The organism is Brucella daejeonensis (genome assembly GCF_014199265.1).
GTDB classification, from domain to species: domain Bacteria; phylum Pseudomonadota; class Alphaproteobacteria; order Rhizobiales; family Rhizobiaceae; genus Brucella; species Brucella daejeonensis.
The window spans coordinates 41,829-65,319 of record NZ_JACIJG010000010.1 but is presented as its reverse complement, the minus strand read 5'-3'; the positions used below and the strand labels follow the sequence as shown (position 1 = coordinate 65,319).

Genomic DNA, 23,491 nt, shown 5'->3' with positions numbered 1-23,491 from the left:
TACTGACCGGAAAGCGTACAAGCAGCACAAACAAGTTCCTGCCGCTTCTTCCGGCAGATTGCGAACAAAATATGTCCGCAACCGTAACTCTATTTGACGGTCGCGTCCGGTTTATGTCCGGGGCAGGCCGCGTTTTTCGCCGATATAGCGCCGAAGCGCATCCGGTCCAGCGGGCGACAGCAGCTCAGCGGCCGGACCCATGGCCGAAATTCGTCCGGTGTCGAGAAATAGCAACAGCGCATCGAGATGAAGTGCGTCTTCGGGTGTGTGGGTGACCATCAGCACGGTCATGCCGGTCTCAAGGTGAAGCTCCCTGACCAGATCGAGCATCTGATGGCGCAGCGCGGGGCCGAGCGAGGCGAAAGCTTCATCGAGAAGCAGAACGGGCCGCTGGCGGATCAGGGCGCGTGCGATCGCCACGCGCTGGCGCTCACCGCCGGACAATGCTTCCGGCTTGCGCTGTTCCTTGCCGGCCAGTCCCACGCGTGAAAGAGCCTCGGCAATATCAGCCCGGTCTTTCGCGGTCAGCCCCAGGTTCGGGGAACGTCCGAGGCCGATATTCTGTTCGACGGTCAGGTGAGCGAACAGGTTGTTTTCCTGAAACACCATCGAGACGGGCCGGTCGGCGGGTGAAAGCGCGGTCACGTCTTCGCCTGCGATCAGGATGCGCCCGGATTGCGGAAACTCGAAACCGGCGATGAGGTTGAGGAGTGTCGACTTGCCCGAGCCGCTTGGCCCGACGATGGCGGCAATGACGCCGCCCGGTATCGCGGCGTCGAAATGCATGGCGGTTTCGCCATAGCTGAAGCGGACGTTATCGACGCGGATTTCGGCAGGGGCGCTCATGGAGAAGGCAGTTCCTTTCGGGCGGCGCGATCCGCGATCATCATCAATCCAAGGCAGAGAAGTCCCAGAATGAGCGCCAGACCGGCGGCATCGAATGTGCGATAGCTGCCCATGCGCTGCAAGAGAAGATAGGGGAGCGTCAGCAGAGCGTCGCTGCCGAACAGGGCTATGGTGCCGAGGTCGCCAAGGGAAAGCGCCATGGCGAAGGCGAAAGCCATGCCGACGGGACGCCGGATCGAGGGCCAGTCGATGAGGCGGAAGCGGTTGAACCCGCTTATGCCCAGTTGCGCGCAAAGCCGGTTGTGGCGGCTTGCCGCCGTATCCCATGCCGGGCGCAGCAGGCGCACGGCAAAAGGCATCGCCATGGCGGCATTGACGGTCACGACCATGAAAGGCGCCATCGTGAAGGGATCGGTGAAATGGCGGAGCAGGATGAACCAGCCCGCCCCGGTGACGATGGGCGGCATGACGAGAATGAGGCTGGCGCCGGTGTCGAACAGGCCGGCAAGCCCGCGTTTTTTTACCGCCTCGCGGGCGGAGACGAGCGCAAGCGAAAGAATGACCGATAGAAGCGCTGCCGAAAAACCGAGCGCCAGACTGGTGACAATAGCGCGCCAGACCGGCGCTTCGCTCAACAAACGGGTCAGATCGGCGGCGAGACCGGAGACGATTACGCCTGCGACGGGCAGTGCCACATAAAGGAAGCCCATGGCGATGATCATGACGTTTAAAACCCTTTCCGACGCGGACGTCCTGGCGTAGCGTCGCGGGGTTGCCGAATGGGTGAAACCCTCTTCGGACGGTCTGCCGGTCAGGCGCAGCACCAGAAGCACGGCAAGCGTCAGCGCAAGCTGCGCGAAGGTGAGGGCGACAGCGCGGCCCGGGTCGAAATCGAAATGCAGGCTTTGATAGATCGCGACTTCCAGCGTGGTGGCGCGCGGCCCGCCGCCAAGGGTCAGCACTGTCGTGAAACTGGTCACGCAGAGCATGAAGACGAGGCCGATCATGCCGGGAAGGTTGCGTCGGATCACCGGCCATTCGATGAGGCGAAAACGCGCCCGGCTGCTCATGCCGAGCTGGGCCGAGAGTTTCCAGTAGTCGGTCGGGATGGAATCGTAAGCCGCAAGAATGAGACGGGCGGCAAGCGGCATGTTGAAGAAGATATGCGCGATCAATATGCCCGTGATGCCGTAAATATCGGGCTGGACCGGATAACCCGCCGCCTCGGACAGATGGGCGACAAGGCCGTTGCGGCCATAAATGCCGGTGATGCCCAGAACTGCGACAAGGGCCGGCAGGGCAAGCGGCAAGGCGAACAGCCGCAGGACCAGTCCGCGTCCCGGAAAGCTCGCCTCGGCATAAAGGGAGCGCGCCACAGGAATGGCGAACAGGACCGAAAGCAGGCTCGACGCGATGGCCTGCAATATGGTGAAGCGCGCCACGCGCCACAAATAGGCGTCGAAACTGGCGGCGGTATCGAAACCGCCGCTGCCGGCCTCGAAGGCGAGGGCGGCAAGCGCGCCTCCGGCAAGCACCGTCAGAAAGAACAGCGCCAGCACGCCCGCGACGGGTTTCATCGCGGGCGTGGGCTTAAGTCGGTGCCGTGCCGGAATCGTCGTCATTTACTGGTCGCGGCCAGCCACTCGTCCACCCAGGACTTGCGGTAACGCGCCACGTCGTTGGATGGGACGAGCAGGGTCTTTTCCGGTTTGGGCAGGGCGTCGAAGGCCGCGGGAAGCGGCGTGGAGGTCTTGCCCGCCGGATACATCCAGTTGGTTTCGGGAATCACATCCTGGAAGCCCGGACCGGTCATGAAGGCGAGAAATTTTTGCGCCAGCGGATTTTTGGCGCCGGTCGTGGTCCGGGCGGCAAGCTCGATCTGGAGATAGTTGCCTTCCGGATAGGCCAGAGCTTTATAGCGCTCCGTCTTTTCGGCTATCATGTGATAGGCGGGGGAGGTCGTATAGGAAAGCACCATCGGCGCTTCGCCCCTGGTGAAGAGACCATAAGCCTCCGACCAGCCCGGCGTGACGGTGAGGATGCGTTTCTGCAGTTTCTGCCACGCCGCTTCCGCCTCGTTGCCATAGACGGACTTGACCCAGAGCAACATGCCGAGACCCGGCGTCGAGGTGCGCGGGTCCTGAAGCACGATTTTCTGCGCCGGATCGCCTTCGACCAGTTCTTTCAGGCTTCTGGGCGGATTGGGGAGCTTTTCGGAATCGTAGACTACGGCGAAATAGCCGTAGTCATAGGGCACGAAAATATCGTCCTTGAAATCGACCGGAATTTTGACATTGCCCTGATCGATGCCGCTCGGTGCGAAGAAGCCGGTGGCGCGCGCCTCGGTGGTGAGGTTCGTGTCGAGGCCGAGCACGATATCGGCTTTGGTGTTGCTGCCTTCGAGCTTGAGACGATTGAGCAGGGCGACGCCATCGGCGGATGCGATCCAGTCAACTTCGCAGTTGCATTCCTTTTCGAAGTTTTCCTTCACTTTCGGGCCGGGGCCCCATTCGGAGACGAAGCTGTCATAAGTATAGATGGTGAGCGTGTCCTTCGCCTGCGCTTGCGGCGCGAAGGCGAGGGCTGCGGAAAGCGAAAAGGTCAGCAGGGATAAAAGCCGCATCACGGCACTTCCTTTCGTTCATTTCAAGAGGATCGAGCGCCGTTTCATGGAGCATCTAGGGTCAGGACCTGTTAATTTGGTGGAAATGGTGTGAGGCCATCCGCCTGGATACGAGGAGAAAAGGCGAAGGAGATGTGGTTCATTTTCGAGACTTTTCGACAAAGTAGCCGGGCGGATGGACCACATCCTTCGGACACCGAAATGACTGGTGATCTGCTGCGTCAAGCCGCTCAACCGGGGGAATCACCCCGTTTTTCGCGTCTTTCCTTGCAGTTCTTGTCATTTCAGGTGCCATTTTCATCAAATTAACAGGTCCTGACCCTAATCCCTCCGCCGGTGCAAGCCGGATCAGGTTCAGCGGGTTGGCCGTTTTATTCAGCATTTCCGGACGCAAAACCGTTTCACACTTTTGCTGGAAATGCTTTGTTTGGCCTCTCAGCCATCTGCAAAGGCAAATGGCACCCCGTTAGAGCGGTTGCGACAATAATCCGTCGATGCGGCAAGGGCAAGGGGAGCAGTGAAGCCGCCAGACGGGCTTCCGATGGAGATTCGCCCATGTTATGAGCAGCTTATGAGCACATTCGTCATACTTCTCGGCGGCGATCTGTCGGTGACTGATCGCCTGAAACGCCAGATCGCGGGCGCGCGGGTTCTTGCTGCCGATAGCGGTATCCGTCATGCTGCGGCGCTCGGCGTCGAGCCGGAACTGTGGCTGGGCGATTTCGATTCCTCCCCGGCCGCGCTTCAGGCGCAATATGCCCACGTGCCGCAGAAGAGGTTTCCTTCCGCCAAGGACATGACGGACGGGGAGCTTGCTTTCGAGGAGGCTTTTGCGCGTGGCGCGACGCGCGTCATCCTGTGCGGAGCCTTCGGCGGGCAGCGGACCGATCACACATTGCAGCATCTTACCATGGCGACCGCGCAGGCGGCGCGAGGACGGGAGATACTGCTCTCCAGCGGAGCGGAGGAAGCGTGGCCCCTGCCGCCCGGAGATTATATCTACGATTTTCCTGATGGAACGCCCTTCAGCGTCATTAATTTCAGCACAGTCGAAGGCCTTTCGATCACAAATGCAGAGTGGCCGTTAGATAATGTGACATTGCCTTTTGGCTCTTCATGGACGGTTTCCAATGTAGTTCGCGGAACACTTGGCGTTACTGCGCGTTCTGGTCTGGCGATACTTATAGCCAACTTGGAAATGGTGGCTTCCTCCAGTGGTAGCTGCTAACCCTATCAATCGAAAGAGCTTGACGCTGGCAAACGAACGTATTGTAAATGGGGCAAGCGGGTATCATCTGCTTTACGCCGAAATTGGGGACGCAAGGTCGGTGTCAGGGCCAATTGGCCCTAAGTTCAACCCTGTAGGAGAAGTTCCAATGAAATCACGTCTTACGATGATTGCAGTTGCTGGCGTGCTTGCGTTCTCGACGGCTGCTTGCACGACCAACGAACGGCGCACGGCCGGTTACGGCGTCGGCGGCGCAGCGCTCGGCGCGCTTGCCGGCGGCGCAATCGGCGGCAATGGCCGCGGCGCGCTTACGGGTGCGGCTATCGGCGGTGTCGCCGGTACGCTCCTTGGCGCCGCCCAGTCGCGCAATGGCACGCAGTACTGCCGTTATCGCGACCCGTATGGCCGCGTCTACGAAGCGCCCTGCCAGTAATCGCTGGAAAGAAGACTGTCGACAGGCCGGGGAAACCCGGCCTGTTTGTTTTTCGCGGGTCTTTTCGTGCCGTTCCATTTGACAGATCGGCTTTTGTCGCGGACAAGCAGGGCGGAATTTTCAAACCTGTTTATCGAAGAGAACCATGGCACCACCGCTCCTTCGCCTCGACCAGATCAAGCTTACCTTCGGCGGGACCCCGCTCCTGGAAGAGGCCGCGCTTTCCGTCAGCGAGGGCGACCGCATCGCGCTGGTCGGGCGTAATGGTTCCGGCAAGTCCACCCTGCTGAAAATTGCGGCGGGCATGGTGGAGCCTACCTCGGGCGAAGTGTACAAGCATCCGGGCGCGACGGTGCGCTATCTGCCGCAGGTGCCGGACATGGACGGTTTCGCCAATGTGCGCGGCTATGTCGAGGCGGGGCTGGGGCCGACGGACGATCCGCATCGCGTGACCTATCTCCTCGAACATCTGGGCCTGACGGGCGATGAAAAGCCGGACCATCTTTCCGGCGGCGAGGCGCGGCGTGCAGCACTTGCGCGGGTGATCGCGCCACAGCCGGACGTGCTTCTGCTCGACGAGCCGACCAACCATCTCGATCTGACGACCATCGAATGGCTGGAAGGCGAACTGCGCCAGATTCGCTCGGCCATCGTTCTCATCTCGCACGACCGGCGCTTTCTGGAAAATGTCAGCCGGGCGACCGTTTGGCTCGACCGTGGCATGACCCGCCGTCTGGAGCAGGGGTTCGGGCATTTCGAGGAATGGCGCGACAAGGTTCTGGAGGAGGAAGAGCGGGACCATCACAAGCTCGGACGCCAGATCGCGCGCGAGGAACACTGGTTGCGTTACGGCGTGACTGCGCGGCGCAAGCGCAACATGCGCCGCCTCGGCGAATTGCATTCCATGCGCGCCGATTTCCGCAATCACCGCAAGGCGCAGGGGACGGCGGTTCTCGCGGCAAGCGATGCAAAGGAATCCGGCAAGCTGGTCATCGAAGCCAAGGGACTGAACAAGGCCTATGGCGAACGCGTGCTGGTGAAGGATTTCTCTATCCGGGTTCAGCGCGGCGACCGTATCGGCCTCGTGGGACCGAACGGCGCGGGCAAGACCACGCTTCTGTCGCTCCTGACGGCGAAGCTGGCACCGGATTCCGGCGCCTTGCGGCTCGGCGTCAATCTGGAAATGGCCGAACTGGACCAGAAGCGCGAAAGCCTCAATCTGGACGATACGCTCGCGCATTACCTGACCGACGGTCGTGGCGAAAATCTCGTCGTGAACGGCGAACAGCGCCATGTCGTTTCCTATATGAAGGACTTTCTGTTCCAGCCCGAACAGGCGCGCACACCCATCCGCGAGCTTTCCGGCGGCGAGCGCGCACGGCTGATGCTGGCGCGGGTTCTGGCGCGGCCCGCCAATCTGCTCATCCTCGACGAACCGACCAACGACCTCGACATGGAGACGCTCGATCTGTTGCAGGAACTGGTTGCGGGCTTTCCGGGAACGGTGGTTCTGGTCAGCCACGACCGTGATTTTCTGGACCGCACCGTCACCTCGGTCATCGCGCCGGAAGGCGACGGGCGCTGGCTGGAATATGCGGGCGGCTACGCAGACATGATGGCGCAGCGCAAGGAGCAGGCCCTGAACCGGCGTTCGGTCAAGGGCACGGGTCCAAGCAGCGAGGGAAAGGCAGAGGAAAGCGCCCCGCAGCCGAAGCGGGAGGACAAGCGCAAGCTTTCCTACAAGCAGAAATTCGCGCTCGAAACGTTGCCCGGCAAGATGGACGCGCTGGCGAAGGAGATTGCCGTCCTGGAAGGCAAACTCGCCGATCCGCAGCTTTATGCCAAGGACCCGGCGCTATTTGCCAAGACGGCCGATCTTCTGGAGAAGAAGCGTTCCGAAAACGCGGCCATGGAAGAGGAATGGCTGGAGCTGGAAATGCTGCGCGAGGAGATCGAAGGGTAAAACTGCCCTTCGATCCCTTGAAAAGTAACTGCTCGCCCTTTAACTGCTCGCCTTGTCCAGCAATCCAAGCTGGCTTTCGCCGAGCGTCAGTTCCGCCGCCGCGATCAGTTCTCCGAGCTGCGCCGAGCGGGTGACACTTGCAATCGGCGCGGTGACGGCGGGCCGGGCGATTAGCCAGGCAATGGCGACCTGCGCTGGGGTGACGCCAAGCTGGCCCGCGACCTCGTCAAGCGCGGCGACGATGCGCGAACCGCGATCCGTCAGATATTTCTCGACCGATTTGCCGCGTGCGCTCTGGCCGAGATCGTCCTTCGAGCGGTATTTGCCAGTGAGGAAACCGGCAGCCAGCGCATAATAGGGAATGACTCCGAGCTGGTTGTCGCGGCAGACTGCCTCAAGTCCGTTTTCGAAATTCGGACGGTCGTAGAAATTATAGAGCGGTTGCAGGCTCTCATAACGCGGCAGATCGTGTTTCTGCGCGATATCCAGCGCTTCGGTCAGGCGTTCCGGCGTCAGGTTGGAAGCGCCGATGGCGCGTATCTTGCCCGCCTCGATCAGTTCCTGATAGGTGCCGAGCACGTCTTCGAACGGCGTTTGCGGATCGTCCCAGTGGGACTGGTAAAGATCGATGTAATCCGTCTGCAGCCGTTTGAGGGAGGCGTCGACCGCCTTGCGGATATAGGCCGGGGAAAGACCTTTTTCGTCGGGTCCCATTTCGGAGCCGACTTTGGTGGCAATGACGACCTTGTCACGCAGGCCGCGCGATTTCAGCCAGTTGCCGATGATGGTTTCGGATTCTCCGCCCGCATTTCCGGGCGCCCATGCGGAATAGGCATCCGCCGTGTCGATGAAATTGAAACCCGCATCGACAAAACGGTCGAGAAGCGAAAAGGATGTCGCTTCATCGACCGTCCATCCGAACACATTGCCGCCAAAACACAGCGGCGAAACGTTGATTTCCGTACGTCCGAGCTTCCTGAGCTCCATGGACCCTGCCCCCTTCCTTAGAGCGGACCACAGGCGATCCGCCGGGTTGCAATTTCAGGAAGAAGGGCGGCCCGCGGGAGCCGAAATCAGCTCATGCCAAGCGCATCCATGTAGAGCTGCAGCATGGCTTCTTCTTCCTGACGTTCATGGTCTTCTTTTTTGCGCAAACGAATAATGGTCCTCACGACCTTGCTGTCAAACCCCGAACCCTTCAATTCCGCATAAACTTCCTTGATATCGTCGCCGATGGTCTTTTTTTCTTCTTCCAGGCGCTCGATGCGCTCGATGAAGGCGCGCAACTGGCCGACAGCAATCGTCTGGGCTTCGCTGGTAATGTCGTCGCTCACGAGGTGTTCTCCAATTCAAGGTCAATGATGGCGCGGACACGCATTGCGCAAAAACCGCTTATCGAAAGTCTGGACCGTTTTTCCCGCGAGTCGCGGGCAAAATTAAGAGCCTATTTCGATGCCCGACCCGATTTGATGGGTCAAGCCCTGTGGATAGCGGGCAAAGCGTCTCCTGACAGCTCCGTTATTTGCCGGTGTCGCTGCGTGAGCCGAAATGCCGGACGGTATGGATATCGGGCAGCGCGTTTATTTGCGCGAGCATGGGTGCGAGCCTTTCCGCCCATTCGCCGGCGCCCTGACGGTCGGCGATCAGGTCCTGCCGCACTTCGATCAGAACATGGGCGAAGCCCTTTGCCGTCGCGTGCCGGTACATGGCGTCGTTCTTCAGCGCGCCGTCATAGGGTTCGTTGTCGCCCACCACGAGATCGGCGCTTTCGCGCAAGAGGGACAGGAGCGGTTTTACCGCCCGGTCGTCCCTGTCCCAGAGAAGGCCGACATGCCACGGACGCGCCCTGACTTTCCAGCGCGGCGTGAAGGAGTGGATCGACACGATGAAGGGTGCCGCGCCGCTTTCCGCCGCAACGCGTTCGCCCGCCCGCGTGACCGCGTCGTGATAGGGGCGGTAGAACCGTTCGAGCCGTTCCTCGCGCTCGCCCGCCGACATCGGATAATTGCCGGTGATGACGGCGCCGTCCGACAGCTGCATGATGAGTGTCGGATCGTCCTCGCCGCGATTGGGGTCTATCAGCAGACGCGAGAAGCCACCGAGGACCGCCGGCGCATCAAGGCGTCGCGCCAGTTCGCGCGTCAGATGCTCGACGCCGATATCGTAGGCGATATGCCGCTCGAATTCACTTTCCTGCAAACCGAGCGTGCCATATTCGGCAGGAACGTCGCGGCGGGCATGATCGGCGGTAAGAAGCAGGCCGAGGCTGAAATCGCCCTCGATTTCATGCAGGGGAGAAAATGGCGTCGATACGGATTGATGCAGCATGGAGCGAAATCCCAAAGCTCGTTGGGGAGGGGACGGGGAATTATTTCGTTGGTCTGCAAGAAGCTGTTTCACGTCTGTCATGAGAAAGCCGGGATTGCAATGATCATTCTTGGGCCAATGGTGCCCGTTCTCCACCGGACTGCGTTGACATCAAAGGCGAAACTGCCGAAAAGAGAGCGACCCGGTACCGGGTTACAGGTGCGATGCAAATCGTACAATATAAAAGCGATAGCGGGCTGAAGGGGTTCGGCGAATGCGATTTCCACACTCTCTAGCTTTGTTTGCCGGAATAGTGCTGAGTGCGCTGGGTATGACCTCCATTGAGGCGCGCGCCGATTTCCGTGTATGCAACGCGACCCAGAACATGGTTGGCGTGGCCATCGGCTACAGGGCCAAGACCGGCTGGGTGACCGAAGGCTGGTGGCATATCGAAGGCGCTGCCTGCAAAACATTGCTCGAAGGTCCGCTCTCTTCACGCTATTATTACCTTTATGCAGAAGATGCCCAGGGAGGCGGGCGCTGGGAGGGCAAGGTCAATATGTGCGTGGCCGAAAAGGAATTCCGCATTACGGGCGTCCAGGATTGCTTTGCCCGCGGTTTCCAGCGCAATGGCTTCCAGGAATACGACACCGGAGAGCAATCGAGCTGGATGGTTCAGCTCACCGATGAAACGCCGACCGAAAATCCCACCGTTACAGGAACGAATAGTCAATGAAGCGCAACCGCAAGGTCAAGATTCTCGCCACGCTGGGGCCGGCGTCAGGCGAGGAAGCCATCATCCGCAAGCTGTTTGAGGCAGGCGCGGATGTCTTCCGCATCAATATGAGCCATGCCGATCATGACCTGATGCGTACTCTCGTCAAGCGCATCCGCAATGTGGAAAAGGAACTGGGGCGCCCGATCGGCATTCTGGCCGATCTTCAGGGCCCGAAACTGCGCGTGGGAAAGTTCAAGGACGGTAAGGTCGATCTCGTTCCCGGCCAGACCTTCACACTCGACAATAATGAAGCGCCCGGCGACGACACCCGTGTCTATCTTCCGCATCCCGAAATTCTGGAAGCCGTCGAGCCGGGCCATCGGCTGCTGATCGATGACGGCAAGCTGCATCTGGTTGCCGAAGCCAGCGACGGCAAGTCCATCCGCTGCACGGTGGTCTCGGGCACGCGCATTTCCGACCGCAAGGGCGTCAGTCTGCCGGATACGACGCTCGGCGTCGGTGCGCTGACCGACAAGGACCGCAAGGATCTCGACGCCGTCCTGAAAGAAGAAATCGACTGGGTTGCGCTTTCCTTCATCCAGCGCCCGGAAGATCTGGCCGAAGTGCGCAAGGTGTCGCGCGGCAAGGTCGGGCTGATGTCGAAGATCGAGAAGCCGCAGGCCGTCACGCGCCTCGACGAGATCATCGAACTGTCCGATGCGCTGATGGTCGCCCGTGGCGATCTCGGCGTGGAAGTGCCGCTCGAAAGCGTTCCCGGCATCCAGAAGCAGATCACCCGCAAGGCGCGCCGCGCGGGCAAGCCGGTCGTCGTCGCCACGCAGATGCTGGAATCGATGATTACTGCTCCGGTTCCGACCCGCGCCGAAGTGTCGGACGTTGCGACGGCCGTGTTCGAAGGCGCCGACGCGATCATGCTGTCGGCGGAATCCGCTTCCGGCCAGTATCCGGTCGAAGCTGTCTCCACCATGAACCGCATTGCGGAGCAGGTGGAGCGCGAGCCGACCTATTCGACCATTATCGATGCACAGCGCGCCATGCCGGAACCGACCGGCGCCGACGCCATCTCGCTTGCCGCTCGCCAGATCGCCGAAACGCTGAAACTGTCGGCCATCGTCACCTATACGGCTTCCGGCACGACCGGCCTGCGCGCCGCCCGCGAGCGCCCGCGCACGCCGATCATCGCGCTGTCGCCCATCGTGGACACCGCGCGCCGCCTTTCGCTCGTCTGGGGCCTGCACTGTGTCGTCACCGACGATGCGCACGATCTCGAAGACATGGTGAACCATGCCTGCGAAATCGTCTGCGACGAGGAATTCGGCAAGGCTGGCGACCGCATCATCATCACCGCCGGTGTCCCTTTCGGCACCCCCGGTTCCACCAACATGCTCCGCATCGCCTATATAGGCGCCGACGGTCACACCGGCATCTAGTGTGGTCGATTTGAAGTTCCTATCATTTGCCTGGCATCTACGTTTAGGAACTTCAAATCCGTAAACCACACTAGATTCAATATCTTGCTAGTGTGGCTTTGAATCCGAAATTCGTTCGCAACACTGCTCCAAAGTGATACGAATTTCGGATTCGCCACACTAGACTGACGATATTCCGTCCGTGACGGCCTGCAAATGGCGTGGTTTTCGCTTCCGGTGCTCACGTACCTTCAGGTACGCTGCGCGCCGGGTCTCAAACTCCACCATTTTCGGCTCGCCACAACCGGAATCTCATCCAGTCTTGGCGGACGGCATCCAGAAAACGCGCTCCTTCGGGGCGCGTTTTGTTTTATAGGCGGGGGCTGGTAGGGGGAAAAAGGAATCAGGTCCGCGTGTCGGTCAGTTCGTCGGCGAGATCGTTGAAGCTCTTCTGGGCGTCGCGCATCATCGGATAGATGATGAGGGCCTGCTCGTAGGCCTTCATGGCCTGTTCCTTCAGACCGCGCAGGCGCAGGATCGCGGCCATGCCGGTCAGCGCCCCGTAGTGACGCGGTTCAAGCTCCAGCGTGCGACTGATGTCATACATGGAGTGGGCGTAGTCTTTTTTCAGGAAATAAACCGTCGCGCGGCGATTCCACGCTTCCGCATAGTCGGGATTGAGCGCTATCGCTTCATTCAGGAAATCGATGGCCGAGGGATAGCGATGCTCCAGCATCGCCTTGTTCGCCCATTGCATCAGAAGATCGACCGTGGCGCTGCCCGACTGGGACCACAAGGTGTTGATCTGTGACGCGATGCGGCGTGCCCTGGCTTCATCCGTTGTCCGGCGCAGTTCGGTAAAGAGCTTGTCCAGACGCTCTTCAGGCGTCTGCTCCGCCATGGGGGCAGGCTTTTCCGGCTTTGCCTTCTGCGCACTGTCCGGTCCGATCTGGACCGGTTCCAGCGGCGCCGTCAGGGGCAGTTTTCCCGGCGATATCTCAGCGCGGGCGAGAGAAATCGCGAAGCCGGGCGCCGCGACAGCAAAAATAAAGGCCAGACATGCAAAAACGTTCCGCATACGCATAAGTTTTATCATGCGCAGCGAAACGTCAATGCAAAACTGGAATAAGATCAGCCCTGACGAGCCTTGAAGCGCGGGGCGGTCTTATTGATGATGTAAACGCGGCCCTTGCGGCGGACGAGCTGGCAGTCGCGATGACGGGCCTTGAGCGCTTTAAGCGAATTCTTGATCTTCATGTCAATCACCGGTCTTGTTGGCCCGTTGACGTGCAGATGCCGCGGGGCTTCATAAAAACAGGCGCCCAAGGCGCCATTTGATCACAGGCACGGTCAGGTGCCCGAAGGGTTGGCCGAAATACACAATATTTCAGGCAAATGTCAACTCCCGCGCCGCAGATTCAGGGGCCGAAGCCCCGAAATTATCGGGGCGTGGGCCTGAATGGCCGGGAATCGGCGCGATTCCCGGCACGGCTTATGCGACGCGCGGCGTGATGCGGGTCACATGGCCCATCTTGCGGCCCGGACGCGCTTCCTTTTTACCGTAAAGGTGCAGCACGGCGTTCTTCTCCATGAGAATCGCCGGTACCTTTTCGATATCGTCTCCGATCAGGTTTTCCATCACGCAGTCGGAATGACGGACCGTCTCGCCGAGCGGGAGTCCCGCCACGGCGCGAATATGCTGTTCGAACTGCGAAATGGCGCAGGCCGCTTCCGTCCAGTGGCCGGAATTGTGCACGCGCGGCGCAAATTCGTTGGCCAGAAGCGTGCCGTCCTTCAACACGAAGAATTCGAGCCCCAGCACGCCGACATAATCGAGCGCGTGCAACAGTTTTTCGGCGGCGCTGCGGGCGGCCCCTGCCGTCTGCGGCGTGATCGCGGCGGGCACGGTGGACGTGGCGAGGATGCCGTTCCCGTGCACGTTTTCAGCGATATCGAATATGGCGACATTGCCACCGCGGTCGCGGGCGGCGATGACAGACACTTCGCGTTCGAATGCGACAAGGCCTTCCAGAATTGCCGGAGCCTCCTTGATCGCCGCGATGGCATTGCGCGCTTCTGTCTCATCGAGCGAGGTCAGGCGCACCTGCCCCTTGCCGTCATAGCCGAGCCGCCGCGTCTTGAGAATGCCGCGCTGCCCAAGCGCGCCGAGCGCGGCGATCAGCGTTTCCTCGTCGTCCACCAGACGCCATGGCGCCGTCTCGATACCGCTTTCGTTGAGGAACTGTTTTTCGGTGAAGCGGTCCTGCGAAATTTCAAGCGCTGCGGGCGGGGGGAAAACGAGCGCCTTTTCGGCAAGCATGTCTGCGGCGCTGACCGGCACGTTCTCGAATTCATAGGTCACGACGTCGGAAGCGGCGGCGAGCTGGGCCAGAGCTTCCGCATCGTCGTAGGCGGCGACGATCTGGCGATTGGCGGCCTGCGCCGCCGGGCAGTCTGCCTGGGGTTCCAGAATGACCGTTTCATAACCGAGGCGCGCCGCCGCCATGGCGAGCATTCGCCCGAGCTGGCCTCCGCCGATGATGCCGATGGTGGAACCGGGCTTGAGAGCTGTCATGTCCATTTTCCGTCTCGTCGCTCAGGCTTCGTTCGAAGGGCGTTCGGCGACGCTTTCCGTCTGTGCCATGCGCCATTCATCGAGGCGGGCGGCAAGGGCGTCGTCGTGGAGCGCCAGCACGGCGGCGGCGAGAAGCGCTGCGTTGACCGCGCCCGCGCGCCCGATGGCGAGCGTGCCGACGGGAATGCCTGCCGGCATCTGCACGATGGAAAGGAGCGAGTCCTGGCCCGACAGTGCTTTGGACTGGACGGGAACGCCGAAGACGGGAAGCGGCGTCATGGCCGCGGCCATGCCGGGCAGGTGCGCCGCGCCGCCCGCACCGGCGATCACGACCTTGAAGCCTTCCGCCTTGGCGCCCTTGGCAAAGGCGACGAGCCGGTCAGGGGTGCGATGCGCGGAAACGATCCGGGCGTCGAAGGAAATGCCGAGCGCCTCCAGTGTGTCTGCTGCATGGCGCATGGTCTCCCAGTCGGACTGGCTACCCATGATGATGGCGACGTCGGCGGTAACGCTCATTGATCTTTCTGCTCCGCTTTTCATATGCGTTTGTGTGGTTTTGAAATGACAAAGCCGGGCGGACCCCGGCTCTCTCATGCATGGTTCAACGTGTTCAGGCGATGATGTCGGGGATCACCCGATCTTCCATCTCCTGCAGCTTGTCCTTGATCGCGAGTTTTTTCTTTTTCATGCGCTGGATGCGCAACTGGTCGCAGCCGACCGCCATCATGGCGTTGATGGCCGCATCGAAGTCCGCGTGTTCCTGTTTCAGACGTGCGACGGCCAATCTGATTTCGGCCTGTTCCTGATCGGACATGCGTGCCCCGTTTCGTTGATAGTTTTACGGGCCGCGCCGAACCATCCAGAGGCCCGGCATCAGCCCGTTTCGGGCGAAGCCCTTATCACATTTTTCGCATCAGGAAAATGCTACCACGACAAAATCGACTTTGCATCAAACTCATGCCAAACTGTCATGGTTCTGTCACAGATGCGGCTGTCGAAGGCGACCAAACACCGCATTTGTTGGCAGCCGGGACTGCGTGTCTGGCCCGGAAATCAGGAGATGTGCCGGGCGTTCATGCAGGTTGTAAGGCGGGCAATGGGCAAACGAGGTCCATGTTGTCCCGCAAACCGAGGAAATCAACCAAAGGAGATCTGATGATGGCTATCGAGTCCCATCTTGCCACGCTCGAAAAGAAGCACGGCGCTCTGGAGCAGGAAATTTCCGAAGCCGTGGCGTCACCGGCAATGGACGATCTGCACGTTGCATCTCTCAAACGCAAGAAGCTCATGCTCAAGGACCAGATTGAGAAACTGAGATCCCAGGTGACACGGCACTAAGCGCTGCCTCTGGCGGCATTTCAGCCCGACGATATGAACCATAGAAGGACCTCGGTGGACCGGAAGGTTTCGGTCACCGTCACTTGGCGGCTGTGCGACAGCCGCCGAACATCGGCCCGGCGCCGATCCGGTCATGTTCCCGATAATATACGTATGAATTTCTGATCGGTCCGGCGGCGGCGGTGTATTTTTTCAGCCTTCTGTTTCCGCTCTCGGATCGAGTGTCATGGCCTCAGGCGTGGCGCTGCGCGTCGAGGGCATGCTCTTGAACTGTTCCTTTTCCTCCTTGGGGACGGAAGCGCGCTGGCGGGAACGGAAGAGCGCATAGCCGGTGATGGAAATATGCGCCAGCATGGTGACGGCGAAGAGGCCGGACGGCCAGAAAATATCCATCGCCGCCGCAGCGAGAAGCGGGCCGAGCATGGTGCCGAAGCCGTAGAGCAGCAGAAGACCGCTCGAAACTTTCACGAAATTTTCCGACGTCGCATGATCGTTCGCATGGGCGACGGCGACGGGATAGAGCGCATAGGCCAGAGCGCCGTAACAGCCGGTCATTGCGATAATGACGGAGCCGCTCGACGGGCCGACCAGAAAGACGGTGAGGCCGACGAGCGCGGCCAGCGCGGCGACGCTTGCCAGCACAAATCGCCGGTCCACCAGATCGGAAATGCGGCCGATCGGAATTTGCATCAGCGCGCCCGCCGCAATGGTCACGCTGACCATCAATGCGATCTCGGTGGTCGATATGCCCGATTTCGCGCCGAAGACGGCGCCGAGCGTGCCCCAGGCGCCATTGGCGATGCCGATCAGGATGCAGCCCACAAAGGCTGCGGGCGAGTTGCGATAGAGCGCCTTGAGGTCGAGCTGCACTTCGGTAAGCGGTCGCGGGCTGACGGCGGTCGATACGGCGGTCGGTATCAGCGCGAGGCAGAAAAAGATGCCGGAGATCATGAAAAGATGGTCGGAGCGCACATCGCCCGCCGCGACCAGCATCTGGCCCGACATGGTCGCCCCGTAATTGACCATCATATACATGCCGAAAATCTTGCCGCGGGATTCGTTGGTGGCGCGTTCGTTCAGCCAGCTTTCAATGACCATGAAGGCTCCGGCCATGGAAAAGCCGGTGAAGGTGCGCAGGATCACCCAGATCGTTGCATCCACGAAGACGCCTGAAAGGAGCGCGATGATCGCAGCCGATGCGGCGAAGCAGCCGAAGGCGCGTACATGGCCCACGCGCCGCACGAGGCGCGGCGCAAACAGACAGCCGGCAACGAAGCCGCCGGCCCAGGTGGTGCCGAGCATACCGAGCGAGGTCACGGAAAAACCTTCCACGCCGCCGCGAAGCGGCAGGAGAAGCCCGTGCAGACCGGACGCCATCAGGAGAAAGGCAGTGCCGCAGAGGAGGGCTAGAACCTGAATGTAAATGCGCAAAACTCAATTCCTGAAAATTTGGCCTGAAAGTTTGGCCTGAAAGTTTGGCCTGAAAGTCTGGTCTGAAAGTCTGGCCCGAATGGAATATCCGAAATCCGAAGCCGTTTGGGTGCGGTGCCTATCGGAACAAAGCTTCGGCGGCGGCGCGACTGTCGCCCTTTTTGAGCCGCTCCGCTTTCAGCCGCTCTATTTCGGATTGCAGCAGGGCGATGCGCTGGTCGATCTCGGTCACCGAAAGCAGCGACAGTTCCTCCTCGCTCAGCGCCACGCCGTTGCGGGGCTTCACCACATCCTCATCGAAACCGCTCATAGCCGTCCTCCGTGGTCAATGATGGCTCAGAAAAGATTTAACACCTTGAATCCTCGCATATATATTTGGAGAAATCGATGACGATTTCCCTAATGGCGTCCTTGCATCCGGCATACCGCCTTTTGATTGGGACATTGGGGCATTTCTGCGGTCGTGTCGGCGGCGACAACGTCCCGATGCCGGCCAGAAACCTGAACGGAGTTTTTGAACATGACGGCTGATCTTCCTTCCCAGATGACCGCCATCGAAATATCGGCGCCGGGCGGGCCACATATGCTCCGTCCCGTTCAAAGATCGGTCCCCGAGCCGAAGGCAGGCGAAATTCTGGTGCGGGTGCGAGCGGCGGGGATCAACCGGCCCGACGTGTTGCAGCGGCAGGGCCATTATGCGCCGCCGCCCGGTGCATCGGACATTCCGGGGCTGGAAATCGCGGGCGATATCGTTGCCGTCGGCAGCGGGGTGAAGCGGTACAGGAAGGGTGATCAGGTTCTGGCGATTCTGGCGGGCGGCGGCTATGCCGAATATGCGGTCGTGCATGAAACCAATGCGCTGCCTCTCCCCGCCGGTTACGGTTATATCGAGGCTGCGGCGATCCCCGAAACCTTCTTCACCGTCTGGCATAATGTCTTCGAGCGCGGCGGGCTGAAGGAAGGCGACACGTTTCTCGTTCATGGCGGCTCTTCCGGCATCGGCACGACGGCGATCCAGCTTGCCAAGGCATTTGGCGCGACGGTCATCGCCACCGCCGGGTCGAAGGATAAATGCGATGCCTGCCTGAAGCTCGGCGCGGACCGGGCCGTCAATTATCGCGAGGAGGATTTTGTCGAGGTCGTGAAGGAAATGACCGGCGGCAAGGGGGTGAATGTGATTCTCGACATGGTGGGCGGCGATTATGTCGATCGCAACTACCGGGCGGCGGCGGAAGACGGGCGCATCGTGCAGATCGCTTTTCTCAACGGGGCCAAGGCGACGGCCAATTTCGCGATCCTGATGACCAAGCGCCTCGTCCATACCGGCTCGACGCTACGCGTGCGTCCGGTGGAGGTCAAGGCCGATATTGCCCGCGAACTGGAGGCGAAGGTCTGGCCGCTTCTGGCGCAGCGCCGCGTCGCGCCGGTCATGGACATGATCTTCTCGCTGAAAGACGCCTGGCGCGCCCATGAGCGTATGGAGGAGGGGCGGCATATCGGCAAGATCGTGCTCGATATCGCCTGAAATTTCGCCCGAAATACCGCGGACGGATATCGGACGGGCCATTCTTGCTCTGGCGATAAAAAACCTATATATAGGCCGTGATTTCCCGGAAATTGTGGTTTTGCCCACGTCCCGCGCCACCGGAGCGGACGAACAGAAGGATTATATCTAATGGCCACCCAGCTTCTTATGCCGAAGGCAACGGCCGTCTGGCTTGTCGATAACACGGCTCTGTCCTTTGACCAGATTGCCGCTTTCTGCAAGCTGCACCCGCTGGAAGTGAAGGCTATTGCCGATGGTGAAGCTTCGCAGGGCATCAAGGGTCTGGACCCCGTTATCACCGGACAGATTTCGCGCGAAGAAATCGCGAAGGGCGAAAAGGACCCCTATTACCGCCTCAAGCTGTCCGAACCCAAGGTCCGCGTGCCGGAAGCCAAGCGCAAGGGGCCGCGCTATACGCCGCTTTCCAAGCGTCAGGATCGCCCGAACGCGATTCTCTGGCTGGTGCGCAACCATCCCGAACTGAAGGATGCGCAGGTTTCCCGCCTGATCGGCACGACCAAGTCGACCATCGAGCAGATTCGCAACCGCACGCACTGGAACTCGGCCAACCTGACCGCGATGGACCCGGTTACGCTCGGTCTTTGCTCGCAGATCGATCTCGACATCGAAGTCGAACGCGCCTCGCGCAATCGTCCGGCAACGCCTGAATCCGACAGCACCCTGCTGCCGGCCTCCGCGACCGAGAATTTCGACTATCGCGACGAGCAGCCTGCGGAAGAAGAGCTCGACGCGGACAAGGTCTTTGCCAAGCTCTCGTCGCTCAAGGGGCCCAGCACAGACGACGAAGAAGACGAAGAATAAGCGCTTTCCCCGATTGTACGAAAAACCCGCCGGTCCGGCGGGTTTTTTGTTTCTTCAAAATGATTCGCCTCTACAGGTTGGGGCGGTTCCTGTTTTGACTGAATCGTTGGAACCGCTCCAACTATTTGTTTTTTCGCATTATCCCACGCAAAACCGCTTCGCACTTTTGCTGGAAATGCTCTAATCCTTGAAGGCGTTGTACTCGCTCATTTCCATGAGACGATAAAAGTCGGCCAGCGTCTTGCCGCGCTCGGCGCGGAAGATGCGGCCTGCATTGCTTGCCTCGACGATCCGGTCGGTGCGGAAGGTGCGGAAGGCGTTACGCAGTTCGCACCAGCCGATAACCGTCCACACCTTGCCCCAGAACCACAGGCCGAGCGGACGGATGTCGCGCTGGCTTTCGCGCAGTTCGAGATCGCGATAGCGGATGTTGAGCACATTGCCCTGATCGACGGCGCGCTCCACCGCGTCGATGATGCGGCGTTCGTCCATGCTGATGCGGGCTGTCGGCGCATGAATCTGCGTGCCGGTGATGCGGGCGCGCTCTTCCTTGGGCAGAACGGCCTCGATCTTGACCAGGGCTTCCTCGGCCCCGCGCGCCATGGAAACGCCGCCCCAGGCACGGATGAGGCGTGCTCCGGCGACAAGCGCGACGATTTCGTCACGCGTGAACATGAGCGGCGGAAGCTCGAAGCCCTGCCGCAGAATATAGCCGACACCCGCTTCGCCATCGATGGGAACGCCGGTCGATTGCAGGTCGGAAATGTCGCGGTAGATGGTGCGTTCGGAGACTTCCAGCCGTTCGGCCAGTTGCCGCGCGGTGACAAGCCTGCCACCGCGCAGATGCTGGACGATCTGGAAAAGGCGGTCTGCGCGGCGCATTCCGTTCTCACTCTCCGTTACAGTATTTTGTCGCTCGCTGTTCCAGGTAGCGATCCGGCCAGCCCAGATCCTTGCGCAGGTCCTTCGGCAGGTTGTCGATTGCCCGTTGGGTACGGATAAACCAGCGGCGTTCGTTCTGCCTGCGCCTGTATTCCCTGATAACCGCGAGCAGCGGTGCGATTGCGAGTGCCATGGTGATAACTCCCTCATCCTTGGATACGCAGTATCGCACACTCCTCCTGACAGCTATCTGTCAGGAGCGAATGGCCTCATTATCAACCCGTTGGCGGCGGATCGCAATCGCCCGTTCAGGGCTTGAACGGCGGCGCGGCGGTGTAGCAAAGCGGCAGGCGTCCGCCATCCGCATAGATGGTCTGGCCCGTTACATAGCTTGCGTCCCGCGAGGCCAGAAAGGCCGCGATCGAAGCGATTTCAGATGTCTGGCCGATTCGCCCCAGCGGCGTGCGGGACAGTATCTCGCTGCGCGTTTCGGCATCCTGGTCTACCGCGCAAAACATGTCGGTCTCGATGGAGCCGGGACCGATTGCGTTGACGCGAATTCCCCATTTCGCCAGTCCCACCGCCATGGCGCGTGTCAGCTGGTCCAGCCCGCCCTTGGAAACGGAATAGGCCAGTTGGTCCGGCAGGCCATACAGGCCGTTGACCGAGGAAATGTTGATGATCGTTCCAGCCTCGCCGCCCGCTTCGACACGCGCCACCATGCCTCTGGCGACCGCCTGACTGCACAGAAAGGCGCCCTTGAGATTGACCCGCATCACGCGGTCGAAATCGTCTTCCTTCAGGTCGAGAAAATCCGCCTCATGGGCGATCCCGGCATTGTTCACCAGAATGTCGATCTCGCCCAGCGTTGTGACGGTATGGGTGAGGAGATTGTGAACGTCGAGCTTGTCACCCACATCCGCCGCCATGGGATGCACGGTGCCGAACTGTTCGAGGTCCCTGGCGGCGCGTGTGGCGGCGGCATTGTCTACATCCGAAAGGACGACGCTTGCGCCGTCCGTCAGGAAACGCTTTGCGATGGCGTAACCGATACCGCGGGCAGCACCGGTAACGATGGCCACCTTGCCTTCTAATTGCATGATATGTTCTCCATTTCGCATGGAGAGTGGACCGGCGGAAACCGCCGGTCAATAGTAACGCGCCTTCGGATCAGGCGAAGGCGAGACCGATATGGCGCTCGCGCAGTACCGCGCCGATTTCATCCAGAATGGCCGGATCGTCGATGGTGGCGGGCATTTTCCATGCCTCGCCATCGGCAATCTTCTGGATGGTCGAGCGCAAAATCTTGCCGGAGCGGGTCTTGGGCAGGCGCTTGACGGTCAGCGCCAGCCGGAAGGCGGCGACCGGACCGATGGCGTCGCGAATCATGCTGACGCACTCCTTCTCGACTTCCTGCGGGTCGCGGTCGATATTGGATTTCAGCACGAGAAAGCCGCAGGGCACCTGTCCCTTCAGGGCGTCCGAGATGCCGAGCACCGCGCATTCCGCCACGTCGGGATGGCTGGAGAGAACCTCTTCCATCGCCCCGGTCGAGAGGCGATGGCCCGCGACATTGATGATGTCGTCGGTGCGGCTCATGATGTAGAGATAGCCGTCCTCGTCCATATAGCCCGCATCGGCGGTCTTGTAGTAGCCCGGAAACTCGTTGAGATAGGCCTTGCGAAAACGCTCGTCGGCATTCCACAGCGTCGGCAGGCAGCCGGGCGGAAGCGGCAGCTTGATGAGGATATTGCCGAGCGTTCCGCGTTCGACTTCATGGCCCCCGTCGTCCAGCACGCGGATGTCGTAACCGGGAAGGCAGACGGAAGGCGAACCATATCTGGTTTCGAGAAGGCCGAGGCCGAGCGGATTGGCTACCATGGGCCAGCCGCTTTCCGTCTGCCACCAATGGTCGATCACGGGACAGCCGAGCAGGTCTTCCGCCCAGTGGATCGTGTCCGGGTCGGCGCGCTCTCCGGCAAGGTAAAGGGCGCGGAATCTGGACAGGTCGTAGTTTTTGACAAAGCGTCCGTCGGCGTCCTCCTTCTTGATGGCGCGCAGCGCGGTTGGCGCGGTGAACATCACCTCCACGCCATGCTCTGCGATGATGCGCCAATATTCGCCCGCATCCGGCGTGCCGACGGGCTTGCCCTCGAAAAGAATGCTGGTCGCGCCGATGAGCAGCGGCGCATAGACGATATAGGAATGGCCGACCACCCAGCCTACATCCGATGCCGCCCACCAGACCTGCCCTGGCTTGACGCCGAAGACATTTCTCATCGACCAGTCAAGCGCCACCATGTGCCCGCCATTGTCGCGGACGACGCCTTTCGGCTCACCGGTGGTGCCGGAGGTGTAGAGCACATAGAGCGGGTCTGTGGCGGCGACGGGCGTGCAGGGAACATGACGGCCGCGGGCGGCATCCACGGCTTCGCGATAATCGATGTCGCGCCCCGCGACAGGTTCGTGTCCATGCTGGGGGCGTTGCAGAATAATGCAATGAGGAACCTTGTGACGGGCTTCGGCGATCGCCTTGTCGAGCATGGCCTGATAGGGCACCACGCGCGCGGGCTCTATGCCGCAGGAGGCCGCGATGATCATGACGGGCTGCGCGTCATCGATGCGCGTTGCCAGTTCATGTGCTGCGAAGCCGCCGAAGACGACGGAATGAATGGCGCCGATGCGCGCGGAAGCAAGCATCGCGATCGCGGCTTCCGGCACCATCGGCATATAGATGAGCACGCGGTCGCCCTTCGTCACGCCATTGTCCAGCATGACGGCGGCAAGCGCCTCCACTTCTTCCAGAAGCTCGCGATAGGTGAACTTCCGCGCTGTGCCCGTAACGGGGCTTTCATAGATCAGCGCGACCTGATCGCCGCGCCCGTTGGCGACATGGCGGTCGAGCGCGTTGTAGCAGGTATTGCATTCGGCGCCGGTGTACCATCGGCCATAGACGCCTTCCTCGCCCGCGAAAACCCGATCCCACGGCTTGAACCAGTCGATGGCCCCGGCCGCACCGGCCCAGAAGCCTTCAGGATCGTTCCGCCATGATTGATAGGTTTCGGCATATTTCGAAGTCATGCTTTTCCTCCCGAAGCGCACGTCGACTCCACTCCGGTGCGGAGTGCTGTCGCGTGGTGATTATCCGGTGACAAAGCGCGGGATCGGCCTCCTCCGGCCCATCTCCTCCCCGCGCATCCATCTCCTCCTGAATGCAGTTTACGCCGCCGGGCCGGGGCTCGTCCATGAAACTTAAGATGGAGAGGCAGGGTCGCAGCCGTTTGGAACAGGCCTTCAGCGCCTTGCAGTAACGGCGCGACTGCGTCACAAGAGGACAGAGAGGTGCCTC

General features: G+C 60.7%; 26 protein-coding genes and 1 riboswitch. Of the genes, 9 read left to right on the top strand and 17 right to left on the bottom strand.

The genetic code is table 11. From position 1 onward, the window contains the following. Window positions 1-111: 111 nt before the first annotated feature. The 3 genes from thiQ to thiB are packed head-to-tail and all read right to left on the bottom strand — an operon-like array spanning window position 112 to window position 3,469. Complete coding sequence (thiQ, locus tag FHS76_RS13875; RefSeq protein WP_183653645.1) at window positions 112-846, bottom strand: thiamine ABC transporter ATP-binding protein; 735 nt, start codon at window positions 844-846, stop codon at window positions 112-114. Then, window positions 843-2,468: a thiamine/thiamine pyrophosphate ABC transporter permease ThiP gene (gene thiP / locus FHS76_RS13870; protein ID WP_183653642.1), complete on the bottom strand. Its 1,626-nt coding sequence runs from the start codon at window positions 2,466-2,468 to the stop codon at window positions 843-845. Before thiP ends, thiQ begins: the two co-directional genes overlap by 4 nt. After that, entirely contained in the window at window positions 2,465-3,469 is a 1,005-nt protein-coding gene (gene thiB / locus FHS76_RS13865; protein WP_183653639.1) for a thiamine ABC transporter substrate binding subunit, read from the bottom strand. The genes thiP and thiB overlap by 4 nt, the downstream gene beginning before the upstream one ends. A gap of 308 nt (window positions 3,470-3,777) precedes the next feature. After that, window positions 3,778-3,945: riboswitch (TPP riboswitch) on the bottom strand. Window positions 3,946-4,040: 95 nt separating this feature from the next. Here thiB and FHS76_RS13860 point away from each other — a divergent pair. From FHS76_RS13860 to FHS76_RS13850, 3 genes are all read left to right on the top strand, one after another. After that, a complete protein-coding gene (locus FHS76_RS13860) occupies window positions 4,041-4,697 on the top strand; it encodes a thiamine diphosphokinase (RefSeq protein ID WP_183653637.1) in 657 nt (218 codons plus the stop codon). Between the two features lie 148 nt (window positions 4,698-4,845). After that, window positions 4,846-5,130: a glycine zipper 2TM domain-containing protein gene (locus FHS76_RS13855; protein ID WP_183653634.1), complete on the top strand. Its 285-nt coding sequence runs from the start codon at window positions 4,846-4,848 to the stop codon at window positions 5,128-5,130. 145 nt (window positions 5,131-5,275) lie between these two features. After that, window positions 5,276-7,093, top strand: a complete 1,818-nt coding sequence (locus FHS76_RS13850) for an ABC-F family ATP-binding cassette domain-containing protein (protein WP_183653631.1) — start codon at window positions 5,276-5,278, stop codon at window positions 7,091-7,093. Window positions 7,094-7,132: 39 nt separating this feature from the next. On the opposite strand, the gene FHS76_RS13845 is transcribed toward FHS76_RS13850, so the two are convergent. The 3 genes from FHS76_RS13845 to FHS76_RS13835 form a co-directional block, all read right to left on the bottom strand. Continuing rightward, a complete protein-coding gene (locus tag FHS76_RS13845; protein ID WP_183653628.1) occupies window positions 7,133-8,080 on the bottom strand; it encodes an aldo/keto reductase in 948 nt (315 codons plus the stop codon). A gap of 86 nt (window positions 8,081-8,166) precedes the next feature. Further along, window positions 8,167-8,427, bottom strand: a complete 261-nt coding sequence (locus FHS76_RS13840; RefSeq protein WP_002964837.1) for a DUF2312 domain-containing protein — start codon at window positions 8,425-8,427, stop codon at window positions 8,167-8,169. Between the two features lie 184 nt (window positions 8,428-8,611). Further along, on the bottom strand, window positions 8,612-9,421 hold the full coding sequence (locus FHS76_RS13835) for an N-formylglutamate amidohydrolase (RefSeq protein WP_183653625.1): 810 nt from the start codon (window positions 9,419-9,421) through the stop codon (window positions 8,612-8,614). A 253-nt stretch (window positions 9,422-9,674) separates the two neighbouring features. On the opposite strand from FHS76_RS13835, the gene FHS76_RS13830 reads away from it, so the two are divergent. Together FHS76_RS13830 and pyk are read left to right on the top strand one after the other, a co-directional pair. Next, entirely contained in the window at window positions 9,675-10,136 is a 462-nt protein-coding gene (locus FHS76_RS13830) for a DUF1036 domain-containing protein (protein ID WP_183653622.1), read from the top strand. Then, window positions 10,133-11,569: a pyruvate kinase gene (gene pyk / locus FHS76_RS13825; RefSeq protein ID WP_183653619.1), complete on the top strand. Its 1,437-nt coding sequence runs from the start codon at window positions 10,133-10,135 to the stop codon at window positions 11,567-11,569. The genes FHS76_RS13830 and pyk overlap by 4 nt, the downstream gene beginning before the upstream one ends. Window positions 11,570-11,951: 382 nt before the next feature. Here pyk and FHS76_RS13820 read toward each other — a convergent pair whose 3' ends face one another. From FHS76_RS13820 to FHS76_RS13800, 5 genes are all read right to left on the bottom strand, one after another. After that, the gene (locus FHS76_RS13820; RefSeq protein WP_183653617.1) at window positions 11,952-12,644 is read right to left on the bottom strand and encodes a tetratricopeptide repeat protein; all 693 of its coding nucleotides are present in this window, start codon (window positions 12,642-12,644) and stop codon (window positions 11,952-11,954) included. A 35-nt stretch (window positions 12,645-12,679) separates the two neighbouring features. Next, entirely contained in the window at window positions 12,680-12,805 is a 126-nt protein-coding gene (gene ykgO / locus FHS76_RS13815; protein WP_002967908.1) for a type B 50S ribosomal protein L36, read from the bottom strand. Between the two features lie 235 nt (window positions 12,806-13,040). Continuing rightward, complete coding sequence (locus FHS76_RS13810; protein WP_183653614.1) at window positions 13,041-14,129, bottom strand: 5-(carboxyamino)imidazole ribonucleotide synthase; 1,089 nt, start codon at window positions 14,127-14,129, stop codon at window positions 13,041-13,043. Window positions 14,130-14,144: 15 nt separating this feature from the next. Then, on the bottom strand, window positions 14,145-14,639 hold the full coding sequence (gene purE, locus FHS76_RS13805; protein WP_183653611.1) for a 5-(carboxyamino)imidazole ribonucleotide mutase: 495 nt from the start codon (window positions 14,637-14,639) through the stop codon (window positions 14,145-14,147). A 94-nt stretch (window positions 14,640-14,733) separates the two neighbouring features. Beyond that, window positions 14,734-14,937, bottom strand: coding sequence for a YdcH family protein (locus tag FHS76_RS13800; protein WP_183653608.1), 204 nt, complete (start codon window positions 14,935-14,937; stop codon window positions 14,734-14,736). Window positions 14,938-15,278: 341 nt separating this feature from the next. Between FHS76_RS13800 and FHS76_RS13795 the strand changes: the two genes are divergently transcribed. Beyond that, window positions 15,279-15,461, top strand: a complete 183-nt coding sequence (locus FHS76_RS13795; protein ID WP_181153345.1) for a YdcH family protein — start codon at window positions 15,279-15,281, stop codon at window positions 15,459-15,461. Window positions 15,462-15,653: 192 nt separating this feature from the next. Here FHS76_RS13795 and FHS76_RS13790 read toward each other — a convergent pair whose 3' ends face one another. Further along, the gene (locus FHS76_RS13790; RefSeq protein ID WP_183653605.1) at window positions 15,654-16,892 is read right to left on the bottom strand and encodes an MFS transporter; all 1,239 of its coding nucleotides are present in this window, start codon (window positions 16,890-16,892) and stop codon (window positions 15,654-15,656) included. A 118-nt stretch (window positions 16,893-17,010) separates the two neighbouring features. Beyond that, complete coding sequence (locus FHS76_RS13785; protein ID WP_183653602.1) at window positions 17,011-17,202, bottom strand: DUF1192 family protein; 192 nt, start codon at window positions 17,200-17,202, stop codon at window positions 17,011-17,013. A 77-nt stretch (window positions 17,203-17,279) separates the two neighbouring features. On the opposite strand from FHS76_RS13785, the gene FHS76_RS13780 reads away from it, so the two are divergent. From FHS76_RS13780 to FHS76_RS13770, 3 genes are all read left to right on the top strand, one after another. Beyond that, the gene (locus tag FHS76_RS13780) at window positions 17,280-17,423 is read left to right on the top strand and encodes a hypothetical protein (protein ID WP_183653599.1); all 144 of its coding nucleotides are present in this window, start codon (window positions 17,280-17,282) and stop codon (window positions 17,421-17,423) included. Continuing rightward, the gene (locus FHS76_RS13775; protein ID WP_183653596.1) at window positions 17,413-18,417 is read left to right on the top strand and encodes an NAD(P)H-quinone oxidoreductase; all 1,005 of its coding nucleotides are present in this window, start codon (window positions 17,413-17,415) and stop codon (window positions 18,415-18,417) included. The genes FHS76_RS13780 and FHS76_RS13775 overlap by 11 nt, the downstream gene beginning before the upstream one ends. 150 nt (window positions 18,418-18,567) lie before the next feature. Beyond that, complete coding sequence (locus FHS76_RS13770; RefSeq protein ID WP_183653593.1) at window positions 18,568-19,260, top strand: DUF1013 domain-containing protein; 693 nt, start codon at window positions 18,568-18,570, stop codon at window positions 19,258-19,260. A gap of 180 nt (window positions 19,261-19,440) precedes the next feature. Here FHS76_RS13770 and FHS76_RS13765 read toward each other — a convergent pair whose 3' ends face one another. The 4 genes from FHS76_RS13765 to FHS76_RS13750 all read right to left on the bottom strand — a co-directional run bounded on the left by FHS76_RS13765 (window position 19,441) and on the right by FHS76_RS13750 (window position 23,223). Next, complete coding sequence (locus FHS76_RS13765; protein ID WP_183653590.1) at window positions 19,441-20,142, bottom strand: helix-turn-helix transcriptional regulator; 702 nt, start codon at window positions 20,140-20,142, stop codon at window positions 19,441-19,443. Between the two features lie 7 nt (window positions 20,143-20,149). Next, window positions 20,150-20,335, bottom strand: coding sequence for a hypothetical protein (locus FHS76_RS13760; RefSeq protein WP_183653587.1), 186 nt, complete (start codon window positions 20,333-20,335; stop codon window positions 20,150-20,152). A gap of 115 nt (window positions 20,336-20,450) precedes the next feature. Then, window positions 20,451-21,242 (bottom strand): SDR family NAD(P)-dependent oxidoreductase, encoded by a 792-nt coding sequence (locus FHS76_RS13755; protein WP_183653584.1) that lies wholly within the window; start codon window positions 21,240-21,242, stop codon window positions 20,451-20,453. 70 nt (window positions 21,243-21,312) lie between these two features. Further along, a complete protein-coding gene (locus FHS76_RS13750) occupies window positions 21,313-23,223 on the bottom strand; it encodes a propionyl-CoA synthetase (protein ID WP_183653582.1) in 1,911 nt (636 codons plus the stop codon). Window positions 23,224-23,491: the final 268 nt, after the last annotated feature.